The organism is Micromonospora sp. GCM10011542, assembly GCF_042650685.1.
Lineage (GTDB): Bacteria > Actinomycetota > Actinomycetes > Mycobacteriales > Micromonosporaceae > Micromonospora.
This window is the reverse complement of record NZ_JBHSBO010000015.1, coordinates 59,301-75,689: the sequence shown is the minus strand read 5'-3', so window position 1 is coordinate 75,689 and position 16,389 is coordinate 59,301. Positions and strand designations below refer to the sequence as shown.

The window sequence follows — 16,389 nt, the reverse complement described above, 5'->3', positions numbered from 1 at the left end:
ACGCCTCGACGACGAACTCAACCAGAAGTAGCCCTCCAGTTACCCAACACTCTCTGAGGCCGGCGCATTCGAGCCCGGGACAACGCTTCGTGGAGTAGTTGCATCTCAAAGGCTCCGTTCGGGACGTGCAGCATGGCCTTCTCACTCGCTGCCGGCCTGGCGCCGGCGTAGTTGGACTGGATCGGGAACATGTCAGGCCGCCAGCCGGACCGCGCTCCGCGCCTCGGACAGCCCGCTGGCTGCCAGACGCGCCTCGGCCTCGACCCGGAGCTCCGCGTCGCGGGCGACGTCCTCCTTGCGCGGACGGCCACGAGGCCGCTTGCGCGGGACGACCGCGCCACGCTCGAAGATCTCGCCACCCCAGACGCCCCACGGCTCGGCCCGCTCCACCGCACCGGCGAGGCACTCGACGCGCAGCGGGCAGTCCCCGCAGAGCGACTTGGCCAGCTCCAGCTGGGCGGGCGAGTCGGAGAACCACAGGTCGGGGTCGAACTTCCGGCAGGGCAGGTTCGCCTCCACCTCGACGCTCACGTCGAGTGGGGCCAACGCCAGACTCATCGCCCGGTCACCTCTCTCTCACACTTCGATCTCGTGGATCGCATTTCCGACGTACTTCGGCGGGGCAAAAAACTGAGGCCGCGGATCCCGGTGAGCGGGTTCCGCGGCCTCGAGGTGAGCCGGTGTCTGGTGGTCAGACCGGTCTACCTCGAGGTGGAACGCCGCGGACAGCAGTGCGCTTGTTAGCGACATCGATGCCCATGCCCGTGATGCCACTGGTCCCATCGATTCCGATCGGCGCGACGGCCAGGGTCAGCTCGGCCTGAACCTGGACCTGGTGCACCTGCGGAAGCGACGGTCGTGCGGCCGCGAGAGCCACCCGGACAGCCGACAACGGAGCGTGGGCAGCCGGCATCACCGCCAGACGCTCATAGGTGAAGATCTCCACGGGTGCCACCTCCCTCACGTTCCTCGAAATCGACTGGGCCTCAACCCCGTGAGCAGCCGGAATGGCGCCGCTCCCAAGGTGTGTCCTGAGGCTATTCCTCGCTCTGGGGCGAGGGCAAACGAATTTACGACGAGATTTCGAAAGTTTTCTCCGGGCAGACGTCGTCGACGCCCGCGCCCCCCACCAACGCCAGCACCGAGTCCCCGTAGAGGCCCAGCTTGCGGGGCCCGATGCCGGCGATGGCGATCAACTCCTCGGGCCGGCCGGGCCGCCGCTCGGCCAGCGCGGTCAGCGTCGCGTCGGTAAAGACCACGTAGGCGGGCACCTTCTGCGCCCCGGCCACCCGTCGCCGCCACTCGTGCAGGCGCTCGTGCAGCTCCTCGTCCATGTCGGACGGGCAGGTGGGGCAGCGACCGAGCTTGCGGTCCGGTCCGGCGAGCAGGGTGGCGCCGCAGATCCGACAGGAGACGATCTGGGTCCGGCGCCGCTCCGGGCGGCGGGCCGGGCCGGTGCCACCGGCGGCCCGCTCGACCCCGCCGGAACGGTCCAGCTGGGGCAGGAACCGGGACGGCCGCCGGGCCCGCCCGCCGGGCGAGCGGGCGCTGGCGTACGACAGCCAGAGCCACTGCCGCGCCCGGGTGATCCCGACGTAGAGCAGCCGGCGTTCCTCCTCCACCTGCTCGGCCGTCTTGGCGTACGTGGTGGGCAGGGTGCCCTCGGCGAGGCCGACCAGGAAGACGGCGTCCCATTCCAGCCCCTTGGCGGAGTGCAGCGAGGCCAGGGTCACCCCGTCCACCGTCGGTGCGTGCTGCTGGGCGGCGCGGCGGGCCAACTCCTCGGTGAAGTCGGACAGGGTGACCGGGCGTTCCACCGCGGCGGCCTCCCCGATCGGCAGCACCGCCGGGCTGGCCGCGTACTCCTCGGCGAGCTGGACCAGCGCGGCGAGGGCCTCCCACCGCTCGCGGGCCGCGCCGCCGGCCGGGGCGGCGTCCGGCGCCCAGCCCACCGCGGTGAGCGCCTCGACCACGGCGGTCGGCAGCGGCGTCTCACCCGGGATCGACCGGGTGGCGGCCCGCATGGCGACCATCGCCTGGCGCACCTCGGCCCGCTCGAAGAACCGCTCGGCGCCCTGCACCACGTACGGCACCTCGGCCTCGGTGAGCGCCTTCTCGTACGCCTCGGACTGGGCGTTGGTCCGGAACAGCACGGCGATCTCCTTCGCCGGCGTGCCCGCGTCGATGAGCGCCCGACAGCGGGCGGCCACCGCGTTCGCCTCGGCCGGCTCGTCGGTGAAGATCCGCAGGTCGGGTTCGGGGCCGGGCGGGCGCTGGCCGCTCAGCTCCAACCGCAGGCGGGCCTCGGTGCCCCGGGCCTGGGAGATCACCGCGTTGGCCAGCCCGACCACCTGCGGGGTGGAGCGGTAGTCGCGGACCAGCCGGACGACCACCGCGTCGCGGTGCCGACGTGGGAAGTCGACCAGGTACGACGAGGTCGCGCCGGTGAACGAGTAGATCGTCTGGCTGGCGTCGCCGACCACGGTGAGGTCGGCGCGTCCGCCCAGCCAGGCGTCCAGCAGACGCTGCTGGAGAGGGTTGACGTCCTGGTACTCGTCGACCACGAAGTGTCGGTACTGGCCGCGCACCTGCTCGGCGACGTCCGGGTGCTCCTCGATGCCCCAGACGGCGGCGCGCAGCATGTCCTCGAAGTCGATCACGCCGTTGGAGCGCTTGAGCTGCTCGTACGCGGTGAACACCTCGGCCACCCGGGCCGGCTCGTGCGGGGTGTCGCGCAGCGCTCGGGCCGCCGCCACGACGTAGTCGCCCGGCTCGACCAGGGACGACTTGGCCCACTCGATCTCGCCGGCCAGGTCCCGGGCGGCGGCCCGGTCGGTCCGCAGGCCGACCCGGGCCGCGGCGAGGGTGACCAGCCGCACCTTGCTGTCCAGCAGCTCGGGCATGGCCCGACCGGCCAGCAGTCGGGGGGCGAAGTAGCGCACCTGCCGCAGCGCGGCGGCATGGAACGTCCGCGCCTGCACGCCGGCCACCCCGAGCGTGGTGAGCCGAGCCCTCATCTCGGCGGCGGCCCGGGCGGTGAAGGTGACCGCGAGCACGTGCCGGGGGGAGATCTCCCCGGAGAGCGCCCGGTGGGCGATTCGGGAGGTGATCGCGCGGGTCTTGCCGGTCCCGGCGCCGGCCAGGATGCAGACCGGCCCGGCGGGTGCGGTCACCGCCGTGCGTTGCTCCGGGTCCAGCCCGGCGAGCACTCGTTCCGACCCCGACTGAAGCACCACAGCCAGGAATCATTCCAGCTCTCCCGGACGTTGCAGCGATTAGCCTCGGCTTGATCCGCAAGCCGGCGGCCGGAGGACTTGGAGGATCCGACCATGTTGACGATGTATTCCACCCCCTGGTGCGGCTACTGCCACCGGCTGAAGTCGCAGCTCGACCGGGAGGGCATCGGCTACGAGGTGGTCGACATCGAGCAGGACCCGAAGGCCGCGGAGTTCGTGATGAGCGTCAACGGCGGCAACCAGACCGTCCCGACGCTGCGCTTCGCCGACGGCAGCGCCCTCACCAACCCCTCGATCACCCAGGTCAAGCAGCACCTCGCGAGCATCGCCGCCTGACCGGCGAGCTCGTATCGACGACGAACGGCCGTCCCGTCCGGGACGGCCGTTCGTCGCGTCCGGGGCCGATCCAGCGTCCGGGGCCGATCCAGCGTCCGGGGGCCGGTTCAGCGTCCGGGGCCGGCTCAGCGTCGGGGCCGTTCAGCGTCGCGGATCCCGGCGGGCGGTGGTCGCCGCCTGCCCGGCGGCGGGGTCGCCCGGCCGCCGGGGGGCCGGCACGATCGGCGGGACGGGTGACGCCGCGCCGGGCGCGCTGAGGTGACGACCCCGCCACAGGTAGCTGCCGGCGCCCAGAGTGGCCACACCGACCAGCGCGAAGAGCACCCGGTAGTCCAGTACGCCGACGAGCAGGGCGCCCGCGCCGATGGAGAACGCCTGCGGCCCGCTGACCACCGCCTCGGTGGCGGCGGCGACCCGGCCGACCAGCCCGGGCGGGGTACGCCGCTGGATCAGCGTGTGCAGCCCGACCATGGTCAGCGGCAGGGACACCCCGGCCAGGAGCACCGCCGCGAAGCCGAGCCGGAGATCGGGGTACGCCAGCGCCAGTGCGGCCGGGCCGAAGAACGCGACCCCGGCGGCGAGCGTGCCCACCTCGCCGAAGCGGCGGACCACCGCCGCCGAGCAGAGCCCGCCGACCAGACCACCGATCCCCTGCACGGTGACGAGCACGCCGACGAACGCGGCGTCGCGGCGCAGCCCCTGGTCGACGTATGCGAAGATCAGCGACTCGCTGAAGCCCATCACCAACGATCCGAGCCCGTAGCCGAGCAGGGCCCGGCGCAGGGCCGGCTCGCCGGCCAGGTGCCGCAGCCCGGCGCCCAGTTCGGCGGGCCAGCGCAGCCGCACGGTGGACGGTGCCGGATGCGGCGTCGGCAGCGCGGCCACCACCGCCGCGGCGGTCAGGAAGCCGGCCATGCCGATCGCGGCCAGCGCCCAACCGCCGAGTGCGGCGTAGAGCGCCGTACCGGCCAGCGGACCGATCAGCCGCAGCCCCTGGCGCACCGTCTGCAGCACCCCGTTCGCCTCGGCCAGCAGCTCGATCGGGACCAACTGCCGGATCAACCCGCTGAGCGCGGCGCTGAGCGTGATGTAGGACAGGCCGTACAGGGCGGCGACCAGGTAGACCACCCACACGTCGGAGTGGTCGCGGACGGTGAACAGCGGGGTGAGCAGCACTGCGGTGACCAGGTTGGCGACCACGAAGAAGGGCCGGCGCGGGTAGCGGTCGACGAACCAGCCGACCAGCGGGGCCAGCGTCATCGGCGCGATGACGGCGAAGACGGTGCCGCCGGCGAGCCCGTCGGAGCCGGTCAGGTCCTTGACCCAGATGGCCAACGCGAGCAGCAGGATCGACTCGGCCGTCATGCTGGCCAGCAGACCGCCGAAGAGCAGGCGGAAGTCGGGGCGGCGCAGGATCGTGCGCATGGGTCCCTCCGGCGGGATGGCGGGCTCGGTCGGCGGTTTTCTGCAAGACACGCCCCCGCCGGAACCTCCGACGCCGGTCGCGCCGTCCATACTGACCGTGGGGGCCGAATTTCATACAGTTACCGTCGCGTCTGCGGCGGTCGACGGGAAAGAGGACACCGTGCCTCCTGCCATACCCAGCCCGATCCTGCGTCGTCGCCGGTTGGGCCTTGAGTTACGCCGGCTGCGCGAGGCCGCGGGCCTCACCGGTGACCAGGTCATCGAGCGGATCGGGTGGGCCTCCGCGTCCAAGTTGTCCCGCTTGGAGAACGGGCGCAGCCGACCGGACCCGGACGACGTCGGTGTCCTGCTCGACCTCTACGGCGCCGAGCCGGCGCTGCACGAGGAACTGCTCGGCATCACCCGCGAGGCCGGCGACATGCGGGGCTGGCTCAAGAACTACCCGGTGATGACCCAGCAGCAGCGCGGTTGGGCCGAACTGGAGGCCGGCTGCACGGAGATATCGGAGTACAACCCGGTGCTGGTGCCGGGCCTGCTGCAGACCGCCGGGTACGCGCAGGTCCGGATCGTCTCAGCCCGTCAGGTGGGCCACGGCGCCGGCGAACCGGAGGACGGCGAGGAGCCGGAGACCGAGGTGCAGGCCCGGTTGGCCCGCCAGTCGTTGCTGACCCGGGAGCCGGACGCGCCCCGCTACACGGCGGTGCTGGAGGAGGCGGCGCTCGGTCGCCGGGCGGGGCCCCCGGAGGTGCTGCGGGAGCAGTTGGTCCAGCTCTGCGAGCTGGCGCTGCTGCCCAACGTGACCCTGCACGTGCTGCCGCGCGACACGCAGATCGGCAACTGGTACCTCCCGCCGACCGCGTTCTCCCTCTACCGGTTCGCCGATCCGCTCGATCCGGAGACGGTCGCCATCGAAGGTGGCTTCACCGACGTCATGTCGACCGAGGCAAACGCACTAAATCGCTATAAAGTGGTGTTCGAGTGGTTATGCACGGCGGCACTTCCCGCCTCGGACACCCTCTCCTGGCTGATCGAGGCGACGGGACGGCTGGCCGGGGCGGCCTCCTCGTCCACAGTGGCGTTCGGACCGGCAACGGCGCCGGTCCAGCGCCGCCAGGCGAGGCGGCTGACGGAACGGTGATCCACGGGGGATCCTCCGTCGGGGCGTGCCCGCACCACTCGTCCCATCGGAGCGGTTCACATCAGGAGTGGAACGATGAACGAGATCCGCAACACGCCGTCCGTCCCCGCCGCCCGGTTGGCGGACGCCCCGTGGCGTACCAGCACGCGTAGCCAGACCTCGAACTGCGTGGAGGTCGCGCCGCTGGGCTCCGCCCCGTCGGCGGTCGCGCTGCGCGACAGCAAGGACCGGGGCGGCCCGGTGCTGCTGTTCAACCGGGCGGGCTGGCTCGGTTTCATCGCCGGAGCGAAGCAGGGCCAGTTCGATCTGACCTGATCCGCCCGAGCATCGCGGGGCCGTCGGCACGATGCCGGCGGCCCCGTCGCGTACAGGGGTCCCGGACCCCACTGACCAGGCATCCGCCGATCAGATGAGGCAACAATCCGATAGTCGCGTTTCAGTTGCTGAGACCGACACGGGGCGTAACATGGCCATCGAGTGACGTGGAACTTCCACACCGGCTCATCCGTCGCGGTTCATCCGGAGACCCTCATGCGGTTCCTGATCGTTCGCACCGACATCCGCGCCGTCGCCGACGGGGACATCGCCGCCGCCTGGGCGGACGGGCACCGACTGCGCGACGAGACCACCACGCCCGAGCCGCGCCGGCAGATCGTGCACGCCGAGGACCGCGACGCCGCCCTGCTGCTGGCCCGGGCGCTCGCCACGGTCGGCGCGGTGCGCGCCGGCCGGCAACGGGTCAAGGTCCTGCCGCTGAGCGAGCCCGGCCTCCGACAGAGACCTGGTCGCACCGGCCCCTGACCCACCCGACGTCCGTCGTGGCCGGTACGGCTCCCCCGCCGCATTTCTCGCCCCAGCCGACCACGACGGCCCGTGTTCCCGGCCCGTGACCGCCGCGGCAACGGCGGTCGCGGGCCGGGGCCGTGTTCAGTGGACCGGGTCCATCCAGCCGTCCAGCCAGCGATGAATGAGAAAGAGCGCGATCGACGACGGCGGGGGCAGGATCAGCCGGGCGCCGCCACCCACGTCGACGGTCCGCCCGGCCAGCGCCGCCCCGATCTCCGCCCGGGAGAACCACCGGGCGTACGCGATCTCGGTCGGATCAACCCGCACCGGATCCTCGGGGTCGGCGGTGGCCAGGAAGCCCAGCATCAGCGAGCCGGGGAACGGCCACGCCTGGCTGCCCGCGTACACGATCCGCTCGACCCCGACACCGACCTCCTCGCGGACCTCGCGCAGCACGGCCGCCTCCGCTGACTCGCCCGGCTCGACGTAACCGGCCAGGCAGGAGAACCGACGCTCGCCCGGGGTGCCCGGCCAGCTGGCGTTGTTGCCCAGCAGGCAGCGGCCGTCCGGGCCGGCGACGCCGTCGTGCACCAGCACGATCATGGCCGGGTCGGTACGCGGCCAGATCCGACCTCCCGAGCGGTCCACCCGGGACCAGCCGGCCTCGTCCATCCGGGTCGGTGCGCCGGTGGCCGAGGAGTAGCCGTGCCGGATGTGCCAGTTGGTCAACGCGAGCGCCGTCGTGAAGATGCCGGCGTCCCGGTCGGCGAGCAGGTGCCCCACCTCGCGGAGGTTCACCGCCCGGGTGCCGGGCAGTTCCGGCAGCGCGGCGTCCACCGCGAAGACCGGCACCCCGTCCGGCTCGACGCCGAGGAACATCGCGGCCGACTCCGCCTCCGGGGGCAGGTCGTCCGCGCCGAGCAGCATCAGCGACGGCGGCGACGCGTCGGCACGGACCAGGGTCTGCCCCTCGTTGCCCGAGTCGAGCACCAGCACCCGGGCGCGCAGCCACGCCTCCACCAGCCAGTCGGTGTCGGTGCGCCGGTGCGCCGCCCGGTCCAGGGTGGACCGGGCCAGCGGCGGACAGGTCTCTCCGCCATTCACGGCCGACCTGGTCACGGCTGCACCGACTCGGTGCGGACCGGGGTCAGGGCGGCCAGCGACGGGGTGATCCGCTCGGCGTCGCCGAGCACCACCACCGCCGCCCGGGCCGGCGCGAGGTACCGGGCCGCCGCCTGGGCGACGTCGTCCACGGTCGCCTTCGCCAGCCGCGCCGCGTACTCGGCGAGGAAGTCCAGGCGCAGACCGTTGCCGGCGTACGCGCTGGTCAACGCGGCCAGCCCGGCCTGGGTGGACATGCCGAGCTGGAGGGTGCCCAGGGCGTACTGGCGGGCCTGCTCCAGCTCCTCCGGCTTGACCGGCAGCGACGCGAGCCGACCCAGCTCGTACGTCGTCTCCAGCAGCGCCGGGCCGGTCACCTCGGTGGCCACCTCGGCGGCGGCGACCAGCACCGACCCGGCCACCGAGTGCTCGACGACCGAGTGCGGGCCGTAGGTGTAGCCCTTGTCCTCGCGGATGTTCTCCACCCAGCGGGAGGAGAAGTAGCCGCCGAAGATCAGGTTGGCCAGTTGCAGCGGGGCGTGGTCGGGATGGGTACGCGGCACCGCCGGCAGGGCGATGCGCAGCGAGGACTGCACCGAGCCGGGCCGGTCGACCAGCAGCAGCGGACCCGGCTCCAACGGCGGAGTGGGCGGCAGCTCCGCGGTGCGGCCCGCGCCGGCCCAGTCGCCGAGCGCCCGCTCGGCCGCGTCCAGGGCCCGCTCGGGCTGCACGTCGCCGACCACCACCAGCAGCGCGCCGGCCGGGTGCACCCGCTCGGCGTGCAGGCTACGCAGCGCCGCCGGCCGGACCGCGCGGATCTGCTCCGGCTGCGGGGTCTGCGTGGCGTACGGGTGGGAGCCGTAGATCCGCTTCAGCAGCGCCTCCCGGGCCAGGTGCGCCGGCTGGCTCTGCGCCACCTGGATCCGGTCGATCAGCCGGTCCCGTTCGGTGGCCACCTCACCGCTCGGGTAGGTGGCCCCGGTGAGCACCGTGGCCAGCAACTCCAGCATCCGGTCCAGGCCGGTGACCAGGCCGGCGCCGGAGAGCATCAGCCGGTCCGGGTCGACGCCGGCGGAGAGCCCGCCGCCGACCTTCTGCAGCTCGGCGGCGAGCTGCACGCTGGTCATCGTCTCGGTGCCGGAGAGCATGGTCTGCGAGAGCATCGCGCCGCGGGCCAGGTGGGCCTTGCCGAACGGCACCCAGAGCCGCAGCTCGACCAGGGGCACGGCGGGTCGGCGTACCGCGATGACGGTGAGCCCGTTGCCCAGCGTGCGCTCGCCCTGCTTGGGCACCTTCAGCTTGCGGTTCGGGCCGAGCGGGGGCAGGGTCCGCGGCCCGGTCGGGGCGATGGCTGTCACTGAATCACCTTCGTTCGCGACTGCGGGGCTCGCAAAACCGGCTCACTCCTCGCGCTCACCGGGCACCCCCGGCGATGACCTCGACCGCCGCGCGCCGCTCCGGCCGCAGGGTGGCGGCGGCCGCCTGGATCTGCTCCTCGGTGACCTCGCCGACCAGCCGGGGCAGCTCGTTGAGCAGGCCCGGTTCGCCGCGTTGCTGCTCCAGCACCGCCATCTGCAGCGCCCGGCCGAGCACCGCGTCGGTTTCCCGCAGCAGGTGGGTGGCCATCCGGGCCTGGGTGCGGGCCAGCTCACCCTCGGCCAGCCCGTCGGTGGCCAGCCGGTCCAGCTCCTCGTCCATGGTGCGCAGCACCTTGTCCACGTCGCCGCCCGGCGGCAGGTGCGCCTGGAGCAGCAGGGCGGTGGGGTCGCGCACGTCGAACGGGTCGCCCATGAAGCCCAGGTAGCCGCCGAGGCTGGTCACCGTGCGGTCGCGCTGGACCAGGCGCTCGACCAGCCGGGACGCGTCGCCGTCGGTGAGCACCTCGGCCAGCACCACGTACGGCAGGTAGCCGGCGAAGTCGGTGACCGGGTCGGGGACCCGCCAGGCGCCGGCCACCGCCGGCAGCGGCGCCAGCGCGTCCGAGTACGAGGTGCGCCGCTCGGCGGTCAGGTCGGGCTCGGTGAAGTCGGGCCGCGTGGGCGCCGGGCGGGCCGGTACGTCACCGAAGTGCCGGGTGACCAGCTCGGTCGCCTCGGCCACGTCGATGTCGCCGCTCACGGCGAGGACCGCGTTGCCGCTGGCGTAGTAGCGGCGGAAGAAGTCGGCGGCGTCGGCCACGGTCGCCGACTCCAGGTCGTCGAAGGAGCCGTAGCCGTCGTGGGCGTTGGGGAAGGTGTCGAACATGACCGGCGGCAGGGTCAGCCAGGGAAACCCGCCGTACGGCCGGTTGAGCACGTTGACCCGGATCTCCTCCTTGACCACGTCGACCTGGTTGCGCAGGTTCTCCTCGGTCAGCCGGGGGCCGCGCATCCGGTCCGCCTCCAGGAACAGCGCGCGTTCCAGCGCGTTGCTCGGCAGCGTCTCGAAGTAGTCGGTGTAGTCCAGGTGGGTGGAGCCGTTGAAGGTGCCGCCGGCGCCCTGCACGTGTCGGAAGTGGGCCAGCTTCTCCAGGTTCTCCGAACCCTGGAACATCAGGTGCTCGAAGAGGTGGGCGAAGCCGGTGCGTCCCTCCGGCTCGGAACGGATGCCGACGTCGTAGACGACCGCCACCCCGATCACCGGGGCGCTGCGGTCGGGGGTGAGGACCACCCGCAGGCCGTTGTCGAGGGTGAAGCGCTCGACCGGATACTTCGTCGCTGGAATTCTGGATCTCCGTGGAGCCACGGGATCGACCCTAGCGCGTCGGCACCCCCGTCACCGGCGACCTCCACGCAGCCGCCGCGACCGGGTGGGCGACCCGGGGCAGCACCTCGGCGCCGACCCGCTCCGCCTCCTCCCGGTGCGGCCATCCGGAGAGGACGGCTGCGGCGGTGACGGTGGCCGCGCCGACCTGGTCACCGTCGCCGGAGGTGGGCAGGAACCAGTGGAAGGTGGATGCTCCAGTCGCCCTCGTAACCTAGCAAGCTGGTAGGAAATACCGACATAGCCGAGACGCGACATCTCGACATGTGGATGGGTCTTGACGCTGGCCCCGCCCTGACCCACTCTTCCTATCAACTAAGTAGGAATACTGCGGATTGGATGGACGATGAGACGGCTCCCCCTGCGTCGGTTGGTCACCCTGGCCACCCTCGCCGCGGTCGGCGCGGCGACCCTGGGCACCACCGCCGCCTGCGGCGACAGCGAGGGCGCGGGCGGCGACTCCGGCCCGGTCACCCTGCGGCTCGGCTACTTCCCCAACATCACGCACGCCCCAGCCGTCGTCGGCGTGGAGAAGGGCATCTTCACCGAGAAGCTCGGCGCCAACGTGACACTGGAGCCGAAGACCTTCAACGCCGGTCCGGCCGCCATCGAGGCGGTCTTCTCCGGCGCGCTGGACGCCACGTACATCGGCCCGAATCCAACCGTGAACGCCTTCTCCAAGTCCAAGGGCGAGGCGGTCCGGGTCGTCTCCGGCGCGGCGTCGGGCGGCGTCGCGTTGGTGGTCAAGCCCGGCATCAACGGCCCGCAGGACCTCAAGGGCAAGAAGATCGCGACCCCGCAGCTGGGCAACACGCAGGACGTGGCGGTCCGCTACTGGCTCAAGCAGCAGGGGCTGACCACCACCAAGGAGGGCGGCGGCGACGTCGCGATCGTGCCGCAGGAGAACTCCCAGACCGTGGAGACCTTCGGCAGCGGTGCGATCGACGGCGCCTGGGTGCCCGAGCCGTTCGTCTCCCGACTGGTCAACGCCGGCGGCAAGGTGCTCGTCGACGAGCGCGACCTCTGGCCGGACAAGAAATTCGTCATCACGAACCTGCTGGTCAGCACCAAGTTCCTCAAGGCGCACCCGGACGTGGTGCAGAAGCTGGTCGACGGCCAGGTTGCCGCGAACGAGTTCGTCAACAGCAAGCCCGACGAGGCCCAGCAGGCCATCGCGGACGCGATCGGCAAGATCACCGGCAAGCCGCTGGACCTGAAGCTGATCAAGCAGGCGTGGCCGACGTTGGAGTTCACCAACGACCCGATCGCCACCTCGCTCAAGGCCGGGCTCGACCACGCCGTCGAGGTCAAGCTGACCGAACCGGTGGACCTCGACGGCCTGTACGACCTGAAGTACCTCAACAACGCGCTCAAGGCGCAGGGCAAGCCCGAGGTCGTCCAGCCATGACGTCGACCACGACGACGCCGCAGAGTGCGACCACCTCGGTCGCGCTCTCCGGCGTGACCAAGGTGTACGGGCGCGGGACGAACGCCGTACTGGCCCTGGACGGGGTCTCGCTGAACGTCGCGCCGGGCGAGTTCGTCTGCCTGGTCGGCGCCTCCGGCTGCGGCAAGAGCACCCTGCTCAACCTGGTCGCGGGGCTGGACCGGCCCAGCGGTGGGCAGATCGGCCTGGCCGGCGACGCCAACCCGGGGCTGATGTTCCAGGAGCCGGCGCTCTTTCCCTGGCTGACCGTCGAGGGCAACGTGGAGGTGCCGCTGAAACTGCGCGGCATGCCCCGGGCCGAGCGCCGCGAGCGGGTGGCCGAACTCCTGCGGACGGTGCGCCTGGCCGAGTTCGGCCGCAAGCGCCCGCACGAGCTCTCCGGCGGCATGCGGCAGCGGGTCGCCCTGGCCCGCACCCTGGCCCTGGACACGCCGGTGCTGCTGATGGACGAGCCGTTCGGCGCGCTGGACGCGATGACCCGGGACATCCTGCACGACGAGCTGGAACGGATCTGGTCCGAGCGCAGACTCTCGGTGCTCTTCGTGACGCACAACGTCCGGGAGGCCGCCCGGCTGGCCGACCGGATCATCCTGCTCTCCAGCCGCCCCGGCCGCATCATCTACTCCACCCCGGTGGACATTCCGCGGCCCCGGCGGATCGACTCCCCCGAGGTCGCCGCCATCGCCGCCGACGTCACCGAGCGGCTCCGTACGGAGGTGAGCCGCCATGGCCAGTGACACCCTCGCCAGCACGGCGCGCACCGACGCGCAGCTGTCCGGCCTGGACGCGTTGGAGATCGCCGGTCGCGAGAAGGAGACCTCCCGGGCCGCCCGGATCTGGGCGGCCACCTGGCCGAAGCTGGCCGCGCTCGCCATCGCCATCGGCATCTGGCAGGTCGTGGTCTGGACCGGGTGGAAGGACCCGTGGGCGCTGCCCGGCCCCGGGCCGGTCTTCGCCGACCTCGCCGACTACGCCCTCAGCTCGGCGCTCTGGGACGGCCTGGCCACCACTGCCCGGCGTGCCGTGGTGGGCTTCGCGGCCGCGGTTGCCGTCGGGCTGCTCCTCGGTCTGGCGGTCGCCCGGTCGCGGGTGCTGCGAGCCGCCATCGGCTCGATGATCACCGCGTTGCAGACCATGCCGTCGATCGCCTGGTTCCCCCTGGCGATCCTGCTGTTCCAGCTCAGCGAGCAGGCGATCTTCTTCGTGGTGGTGCTCGGCGCCGCGCCGTCGATCGCCAACGGCGTGATCCACGGCGTCGACTACGTGCCGCCGCTGTTGAAGCGGGCCGGCCGCAACCTGGGCGCGCGCGGGCTCAACCTCTACCGGTACGTCATCGCACCGGCCGCACTGCCGGCGATCGTGGCCGGGCTGAAGCAGGGCTGGGCCTTCGCCTGGCGCAGCCTGATGGCCGGCGAACTGCTGGTGGTGATCGCCGCCCGGACGTCGATCGGCGCTCAGCTCACCTACGCCCGCGACTTCTCCGACGCCGAGCGGCTGATGGCCATCATGATCGTGATTCTGGTCGTCGGCCTCGCCGTGGACGCCGCGTTCGGCGCGGCGGACCGGGCGATCCGGCGCCGCTGGGGCGTCCTGGACCAGGCCGGTCAGTGACATGTACGTCTCCGCCGGCTACCACGGGGTGGCCGCCGGCCTGACCGACGTCTGGCTGGCGGTGCACGGTGCGATAGCCACGGTGGTGGACACCACCACCCTCGCCGACCTGCTCGACCGTCGCGTGGTCTCCGACGGCGCGGCGGAGGACGGTGTGGTCGGGCCAGTGCCCCGCCGACCCGACCACACCGCGTACCGATCCTGACCGGGCGCCTGCCCCTCCGCCGGCGCCGGTCGGTCCGGTCGCCGCTCAGCCCACGTGCGGAGCACCCGGACCGGGGCCCGGGTCGCCGGGGCCGTGCAGCTCCACCAGTCCGGCGGGAGCGTTACCCGCCGGGGTGGCGTGCCAGGGTGTGAAGGCCGCGACCATGGCGAGCAGCAGCCCGGCGAGCGCGACCGCGACCACCAGGATCAGTTCGCGCAACGCCCCCGAGCCGGCCCCGCCCGCCATGGTCACCCCTCCTGCGCCGGGCCCCCCGCCCGACTTCCCCCCGCCGGTCAGCTTCGACCATCCGGGGGCGGCGCACAGTCGGCCAGCCGACGCAGGCGAGGCTGATTGCCGACTCAGGTGACAACGAACCGGCCGCCCAGCTGAGGCTGGGCGGCCGGTTCGTGACGGTCCTGCGGTGTCGGGCCCTGCCGGCCCGACGGTGTGCGCCGGTCAGACGGTGCGCGGGCGGCGCGGGCGGCGGGACCGGCCCGACGCGCGGTGCGCCGGTCGGCCGGAGCCGTCGCCGGTCGGAGCGCCGGAACCACCGGCGGTACGCGTCCGGACGGCCGGGGCCGGCGGGGCGACGATGGTCACCGGCACGCCGGACGGCTCGCGGGCACCGGTCACCCGGGCCAGCGCCTCGTCGTGCGGGCGGACCTGCACCGACTCGGGACGGATGCCGGCGACGGCCATCAGTCGGGACACGTCCCGGCGCTGCTCGGGCAGCACCAGGGTGACCACGGCGCCGGACTCACCGGCCCGGGCGGTCCGGCCGCCGCGGTGCAGGTAGTCCTTCGCCTCGGTCGGCGGATCCACGTTGACCACCATGTCCAGGCCGTCGACGTGGATGCCACGGGCCGCCACGTCGGTCGCGACCAGGGCGGTCACCTGACCGTTGCGGAACTGCTCCAGGATCCGGGTGCGCTGCGGCTGCGACTTGCCACCGTGCAGCGCGGCCGCGCGTACCCCCTTGGAGAGCAACTGGCGGGCCAGCCGGTCGGCGCGGTGCTTGGTGCCCATGAACAGGATGGTGCGCCCGTCGCGGGCGGCGATCCGGGTCAGCGCGTCGGGCTTGTCCGCCGCGTCGACGTGCAGCACGTGGTGCGTCATCGCGGTGACCGTGGCGGTGCCCGGGTCGACCGAGTGGGTCACCGGGTTGCTCAGGAAGCGGCGGACCAGCCGGTCCACGCCGCCGTCCAGGGTGGCCGAGAAGAGCATCCGCTGCCCCTGCGGCGCGACCTGCTCCAGCAGCTTGGTGACCTGCGGCAGGAAGCCCATGTCGGCCATCTGGTCGGCCTCGTCCAGGACGGTGATCTGGACCTGGTCGAGCCGGGCGTCGCCGCGGTTGATGAGGTCGTGCAGTCGGCCCGGGGTGGCGACGACCACCTCGGCGCCCGCGCGCAGGGCGTCCGCCTGGCGCTGCAGCGACAGACCGCCGACGACGGTGGCGCAGCGCAGCCCGACGGCGCGGGCGTACGGGGCCAGTGCGGTGGTGACCTGCTGGGCCAGTTCCCGGGTCGGTACCAGCACCAGGGCCAGCGGACGACCGGGCCGGGCCCGGTGGCCGGCGGTACGGGAGAGCAGCGGGAGCCCGAAGGCGAGGGTCTTGCCGGAGCCGGTGCGGCCCCGTCCGAGCACGTCCCGGCCGGCCAGCGAATCCGGCAGCGTGGCCGTCTGGATCGGGAACGGCTCGGTGATGCCCTGCGCGGTCAGCGCGGTGAGCAGCGCCGGTGCCAGACCGGTATGGGCGAACGAAGGAACAACAGTGGTCACGCAGAAGCCTTCCTCGACGCGGCACGTGTCGAGGGAGGGCGCCGAAAGGCGGCGCTGTCGCCGGCGAGACGTCCGCCGGGACTCACAAGCACGAACCGAAGGGGGTACGGGCCGGCCCGCCGCCGGGCCGCCGCCTGCCTGAGCAGGTCGACGGCGGGGCGGGCCGGTCCCGTCACCAACGCGCCCGGAGGGCGCACTGGGATGGTGCTGGCCGATCCGAAGATCAGAGCGGGCGGATGTTCTCCGCCTGCGGGCCCTTCTGGCCCTGGGTCACCTCGAACTCGACCCGCTGGTTCTCGTCCAGGCTCCGGTAGCCGGAGGACTGGATCGCCGAGAAGTGGGCGAAGACGTCAGCGCCGCCGCCGTCCGGGGTGATGAAGCCGAAGCCCTTGTCAGCGTTGAACCACTTCACGGTGCCAATAGCCATGTGTTTCGTCTCCTTGACGGAACGTCGGACCCGCACTTGTTGCGAGCCCGATGAGGAGCGCTCCGCGCGGGAATGCGCGAATCGCCTGTCGCTTCTGGTCGCCCCGCCCGGAGAACTCCGGACACAACAAAGAGCGCCTGGGGCCACAATCCCGCC

The 16,389-nt window shown here is 72.6% G+C and carries 18 protein-coding genes; 8 read left to right on the top strand and 10 right to left on the bottom strand.

Annotation, left to right across the window (positions count from 1 at the left end):
- Positions 1-192: 192 nt before the first annotated feature.
- From ACFOW4_RS04850 to ACFOW4_RS04840, 3 genes are all read right to left on the bottom strand, one after another.
- Positions 193-558 carry a WhiB family transcriptional regulator gene (locus ACFOW4_RS04850; RefSeq protein ID WP_377524896.1) on the bottom strand — a complete coding sequence of 122 codons (366 nt, stop codon included), beginning with the start codon at positions 556-558 and terminating at the stop codon, positions 193-195.
- A 133-nt stretch (positions 559-691) separates the two neighbouring features.
- Positions 692-946, bottom strand: a complete 255-nt coding sequence (locus ACFOW4_RS04845; protein ID WP_377524894.1) for a hypothetical protein — start codon at positions 944-946, stop codon at positions 692-694.
- Positions 947-1,070: 124 nt separating this feature from the next.
- Positions 1,071-3,236, bottom strand: a complete 2,166-nt coding sequence (locus tag ACFOW4_RS04840) for an ATP-dependent DNA helicase UvrD2 (RefSeq protein ID WP_377524891.1) — start codon at positions 3,234-3,236, stop codon at positions 1,071-1,073.
- A 93-nt stretch (positions 3,237-3,329) separates the two neighbouring features.
- On the opposite strand from ACFOW4_RS04840, the gene ACFOW4_RS04835 reads away from it, so the two are divergent.
- Positions 3,330-3,572 (top strand): mycoredoxin, encoded by a 243-nt coding sequence (locus tag ACFOW4_RS04835; RefSeq protein ID WP_377524889.1) that lies wholly within the window; start codon positions 3,330-3,332, stop codon positions 3,570-3,572.
- 141 nt (positions 3,573-3,713) lie between these two features.
- On the opposite strand, the gene ACFOW4_RS04830 is transcribed toward ACFOW4_RS04835, so the two are convergent.
- The gene (locus tag ACFOW4_RS04830; protein WP_377524886.1) at positions 3,714-4,997 is read right to left on the bottom strand and encodes an MFS transporter; all 1,284 of its coding nucleotides are present in this window, start codon (positions 4,995-4,997) and stop codon (positions 3,714-3,716) included.
- A gap of 160 nt (positions 4,998-5,157) precedes the next feature.
- Here ACFOW4_RS04830 and ACFOW4_RS04825 point away from each other — a divergent pair, with 160 nt between their 5' ends.
- The 3 genes from ACFOW4_RS04825 (at position 5,158) to ACFOW4_RS04815 (ending at position 6,936) form a co-directional block, all read left to right on the top strand.
- Positions 5,158-6,135: a helix-turn-helix domain-containing protein gene (locus ACFOW4_RS04825; protein WP_377524884.1), complete on the top strand. Its 978-nt coding sequence runs from the start codon at positions 5,158-5,160 to the stop codon at positions 6,133-6,135.
- Positions 6,136-6,210: 75 nt separating this feature from the next.
- Complete coding sequence (locus ACFOW4_RS04820) at positions 6,211-6,450, top strand: DUF397 domain-containing protein (RefSeq protein WP_377524881.1); 240 nt, start codon at positions 6,211-6,213, stop codon at positions 6,448-6,450.
- Positions 6,451-6,666: 216 nt separating this feature from the next.
- Positions 6,667-6,936: a hypothetical protein gene (locus ACFOW4_RS04815; RefSeq protein WP_377524879.1), complete on the top strand. Its 270-nt coding sequence runs from the start codon at positions 6,667-6,669 to the stop codon at positions 6,934-6,936.
- Positions 6,937-7,062: 126 nt separating this feature from the next.
- Here the strand turns inward: ACFOW4_RS04815 and nudC are convergent, their stop codons facing one another.
- From nudC to ACFOW4_RS04800, 3 genes are read right to left on the bottom strand one after another with little or no spacing between them, the layout of a single operon-like run.
- Positions 7,063-8,025: an NAD(+) diphosphatase gene (gene nudC, locus ACFOW4_RS04810; RefSeq protein WP_377524904.1), complete on the bottom strand. Its 963-nt coding sequence runs from the start codon at positions 8,023-8,025 to the stop codon at positions 7,063-7,065.
- A gap of 11 nt (positions 8,026-8,036) precedes the next feature.
- Entirely contained in the window at positions 8,037-9,380 is a 1,344-nt protein-coding gene (locus ACFOW4_RS04805) for a M16 family metallopeptidase (RefSeq protein WP_377524877.1), read from the bottom strand.
- 55 nt (positions 9,381-9,435) lie between these two features.
- A complete protein-coding gene (locus tag ACFOW4_RS04800) occupies positions 9,436-10,746 on the bottom strand; it encodes a M16 family metallopeptidase (protein WP_377524874.1) in 1,311 nt (436 codons plus the stop codon).
- 364 nt (positions 10,747-11,110) lie between these two features.
- Between ACFOW4_RS04800 and ACFOW4_RS04795 the strand changes: the two genes are divergently transcribed.
- The 4 genes from ACFOW4_RS04795 to ACFOW4_RS04780 are packed head-to-tail and all read left to right on the top strand — an operon-like array spanning position 11,111 to position 14,027.
- A complete protein-coding gene (locus ACFOW4_RS04795; RefSeq protein WP_377524872.1) occupies positions 11,111-12,172 on the top strand; it encodes an ABC transporter substrate-binding protein in 1,062 nt (353 codons plus the stop codon).
- Positions 12,169-12,948 carry an ABC transporter ATP-binding protein gene (locus ACFOW4_RS04790; protein WP_377524869.1) on the top strand — a complete coding sequence of 260 codons (780 nt, stop codon included), beginning with the start codon at positions 12,169-12,171 and terminating at the stop codon, positions 12,946-12,948. The genes ACFOW4_RS04795 and ACFOW4_RS04790 overlap by 4 nt, the downstream gene beginning before the upstream one ends.
- A complete protein-coding gene (locus ACFOW4_RS04785) occupies positions 12,938-13,822 on the top strand; it encodes an ABC transporter permease (RefSeq protein ID WP_377524867.1) in 885 nt (294 codons plus the stop codon). Before ACFOW4_RS04790 ends, ACFOW4_RS04785 begins: the two co-directional genes overlap by 11 nt.
- Before the next feature lies 1 nt (position 13,823).
- A complete protein-coding gene (locus ACFOW4_RS04780; RefSeq protein ID WP_377524864.1) occupies positions 13,824-14,027 on the top strand; it encodes a hypothetical protein in 204 nt (67 codons plus the stop codon).
- Between the two features lie 45 nt (positions 14,028-14,072).
- On the opposite strand, the gene ACFOW4_RS04775 is transcribed toward ACFOW4_RS04780, so the two are convergent.
- From ACFOW4_RS04775 to ACFOW4_RS04765, 3 genes are all read right to left on the bottom strand, one after another.
- The gene (locus ACFOW4_RS04775) at positions 14,073-14,273 is read right to left on the bottom strand and encodes a hypothetical protein (RefSeq protein WP_377524862.1); all 201 of its coding nucleotides are present in this window, start codon (positions 14,271-14,273) and stop codon (positions 14,073-14,075) included.
- 210 nt (positions 14,274-14,483) lie between these two features.
- Entirely contained in the window at positions 14,484-15,806 is a 1,323-nt protein-coding gene (locus ACFOW4_RS04770; protein WP_377524859.1) for a DEAD/DEAH box helicase, read from the bottom strand.
- Positions 15,807-16,029: 223 nt separating this feature from the next.
- Entirely contained in the window at positions 16,030-16,233 is a 204-nt protein-coding gene (locus tag ACFOW4_RS04765; RefSeq protein WP_007464836.1) for a cold-shock protein, read from the bottom strand.
- Positions 16,234-16,389 lie beyond the last annotated feature (156 nt).

Coding starts and splice junctions, on each gene's coding strand:
- ACFOW4_RS04850 (WP_377524896.1), bottom strand. CDS start 558: ATGAGTCTGGCGTTGGCCCCACTCGACGTGAGCGTCGAGGTGGAGGCG.
- ACFOW4_RS04835 (WP_377524889.1), top strand. CDS start 3,330: ATGTTGACGATGTATTCCACCCCCTGGTGCGGCTACTGCCACCGGCTG.
- ACFOW4_RS04830 (WP_377524886.1), bottom strand. CDS start 4,997: ATGCGCACGATCCTGCGCCGCCCCGACTTCCGCCTGCTCTTCGGCGGT.
- ACFOW4_RS04820 (WP_377524881.1), top strand. CDS start 6,211: ATGAACGAGATCCGCAACACGCCGTCCGTCCCCGCCGCCCGGTTGGCG.
- ACFOW4_RS04815 (WP_377524879.1), top strand. CDS start 6,667: ATGCGGTTCCTGATCGTTCGCACCGACATCCGCGCCGTCGCCGACGGG.
- ACFOW4_RS04795 (WP_377524872.1), top strand. CDS start 11,111: ATGAGACGGCTCCCCCTGCGTCGGTTGGTCACCCTGGCCACCCTCGCC.
- ACFOW4_RS04790 (WP_377524869.1), top strand. CDS start 12,169: ATGACGTCGACCACGACGACGCCGCAGAGTGCGACCACCTCGGTCGCG.
- ACFOW4_RS04785 (WP_377524867.1), top strand. CDS start 12,938: ATGGCCAGTGACACCCTCGCCAGCACGGCGCGCACCGACGCGCAGCTG.
- ACFOW4_RS04780 (WP_377524864.1), top strand. CDS start 13,824: ATGTACGTCTCCGCCGGCTACCACGGGGTGGCCGCCGGCCTGACCGAC.
- ACFOW4_RS04775 (WP_377524862.1), bottom strand. CDS start 14,273: ATGGCGGGCGGGGCCGGCTCGGGGGCGTTGCGCGAACTGATCCTGGTG.
- ACFOW4_RS04765 (WP_007464836.1), bottom strand. CDS start 16,233: ATGGCTATTGGCACCGTGAAGTGGTTCAACGCTGACAAGGGCTTCGGC.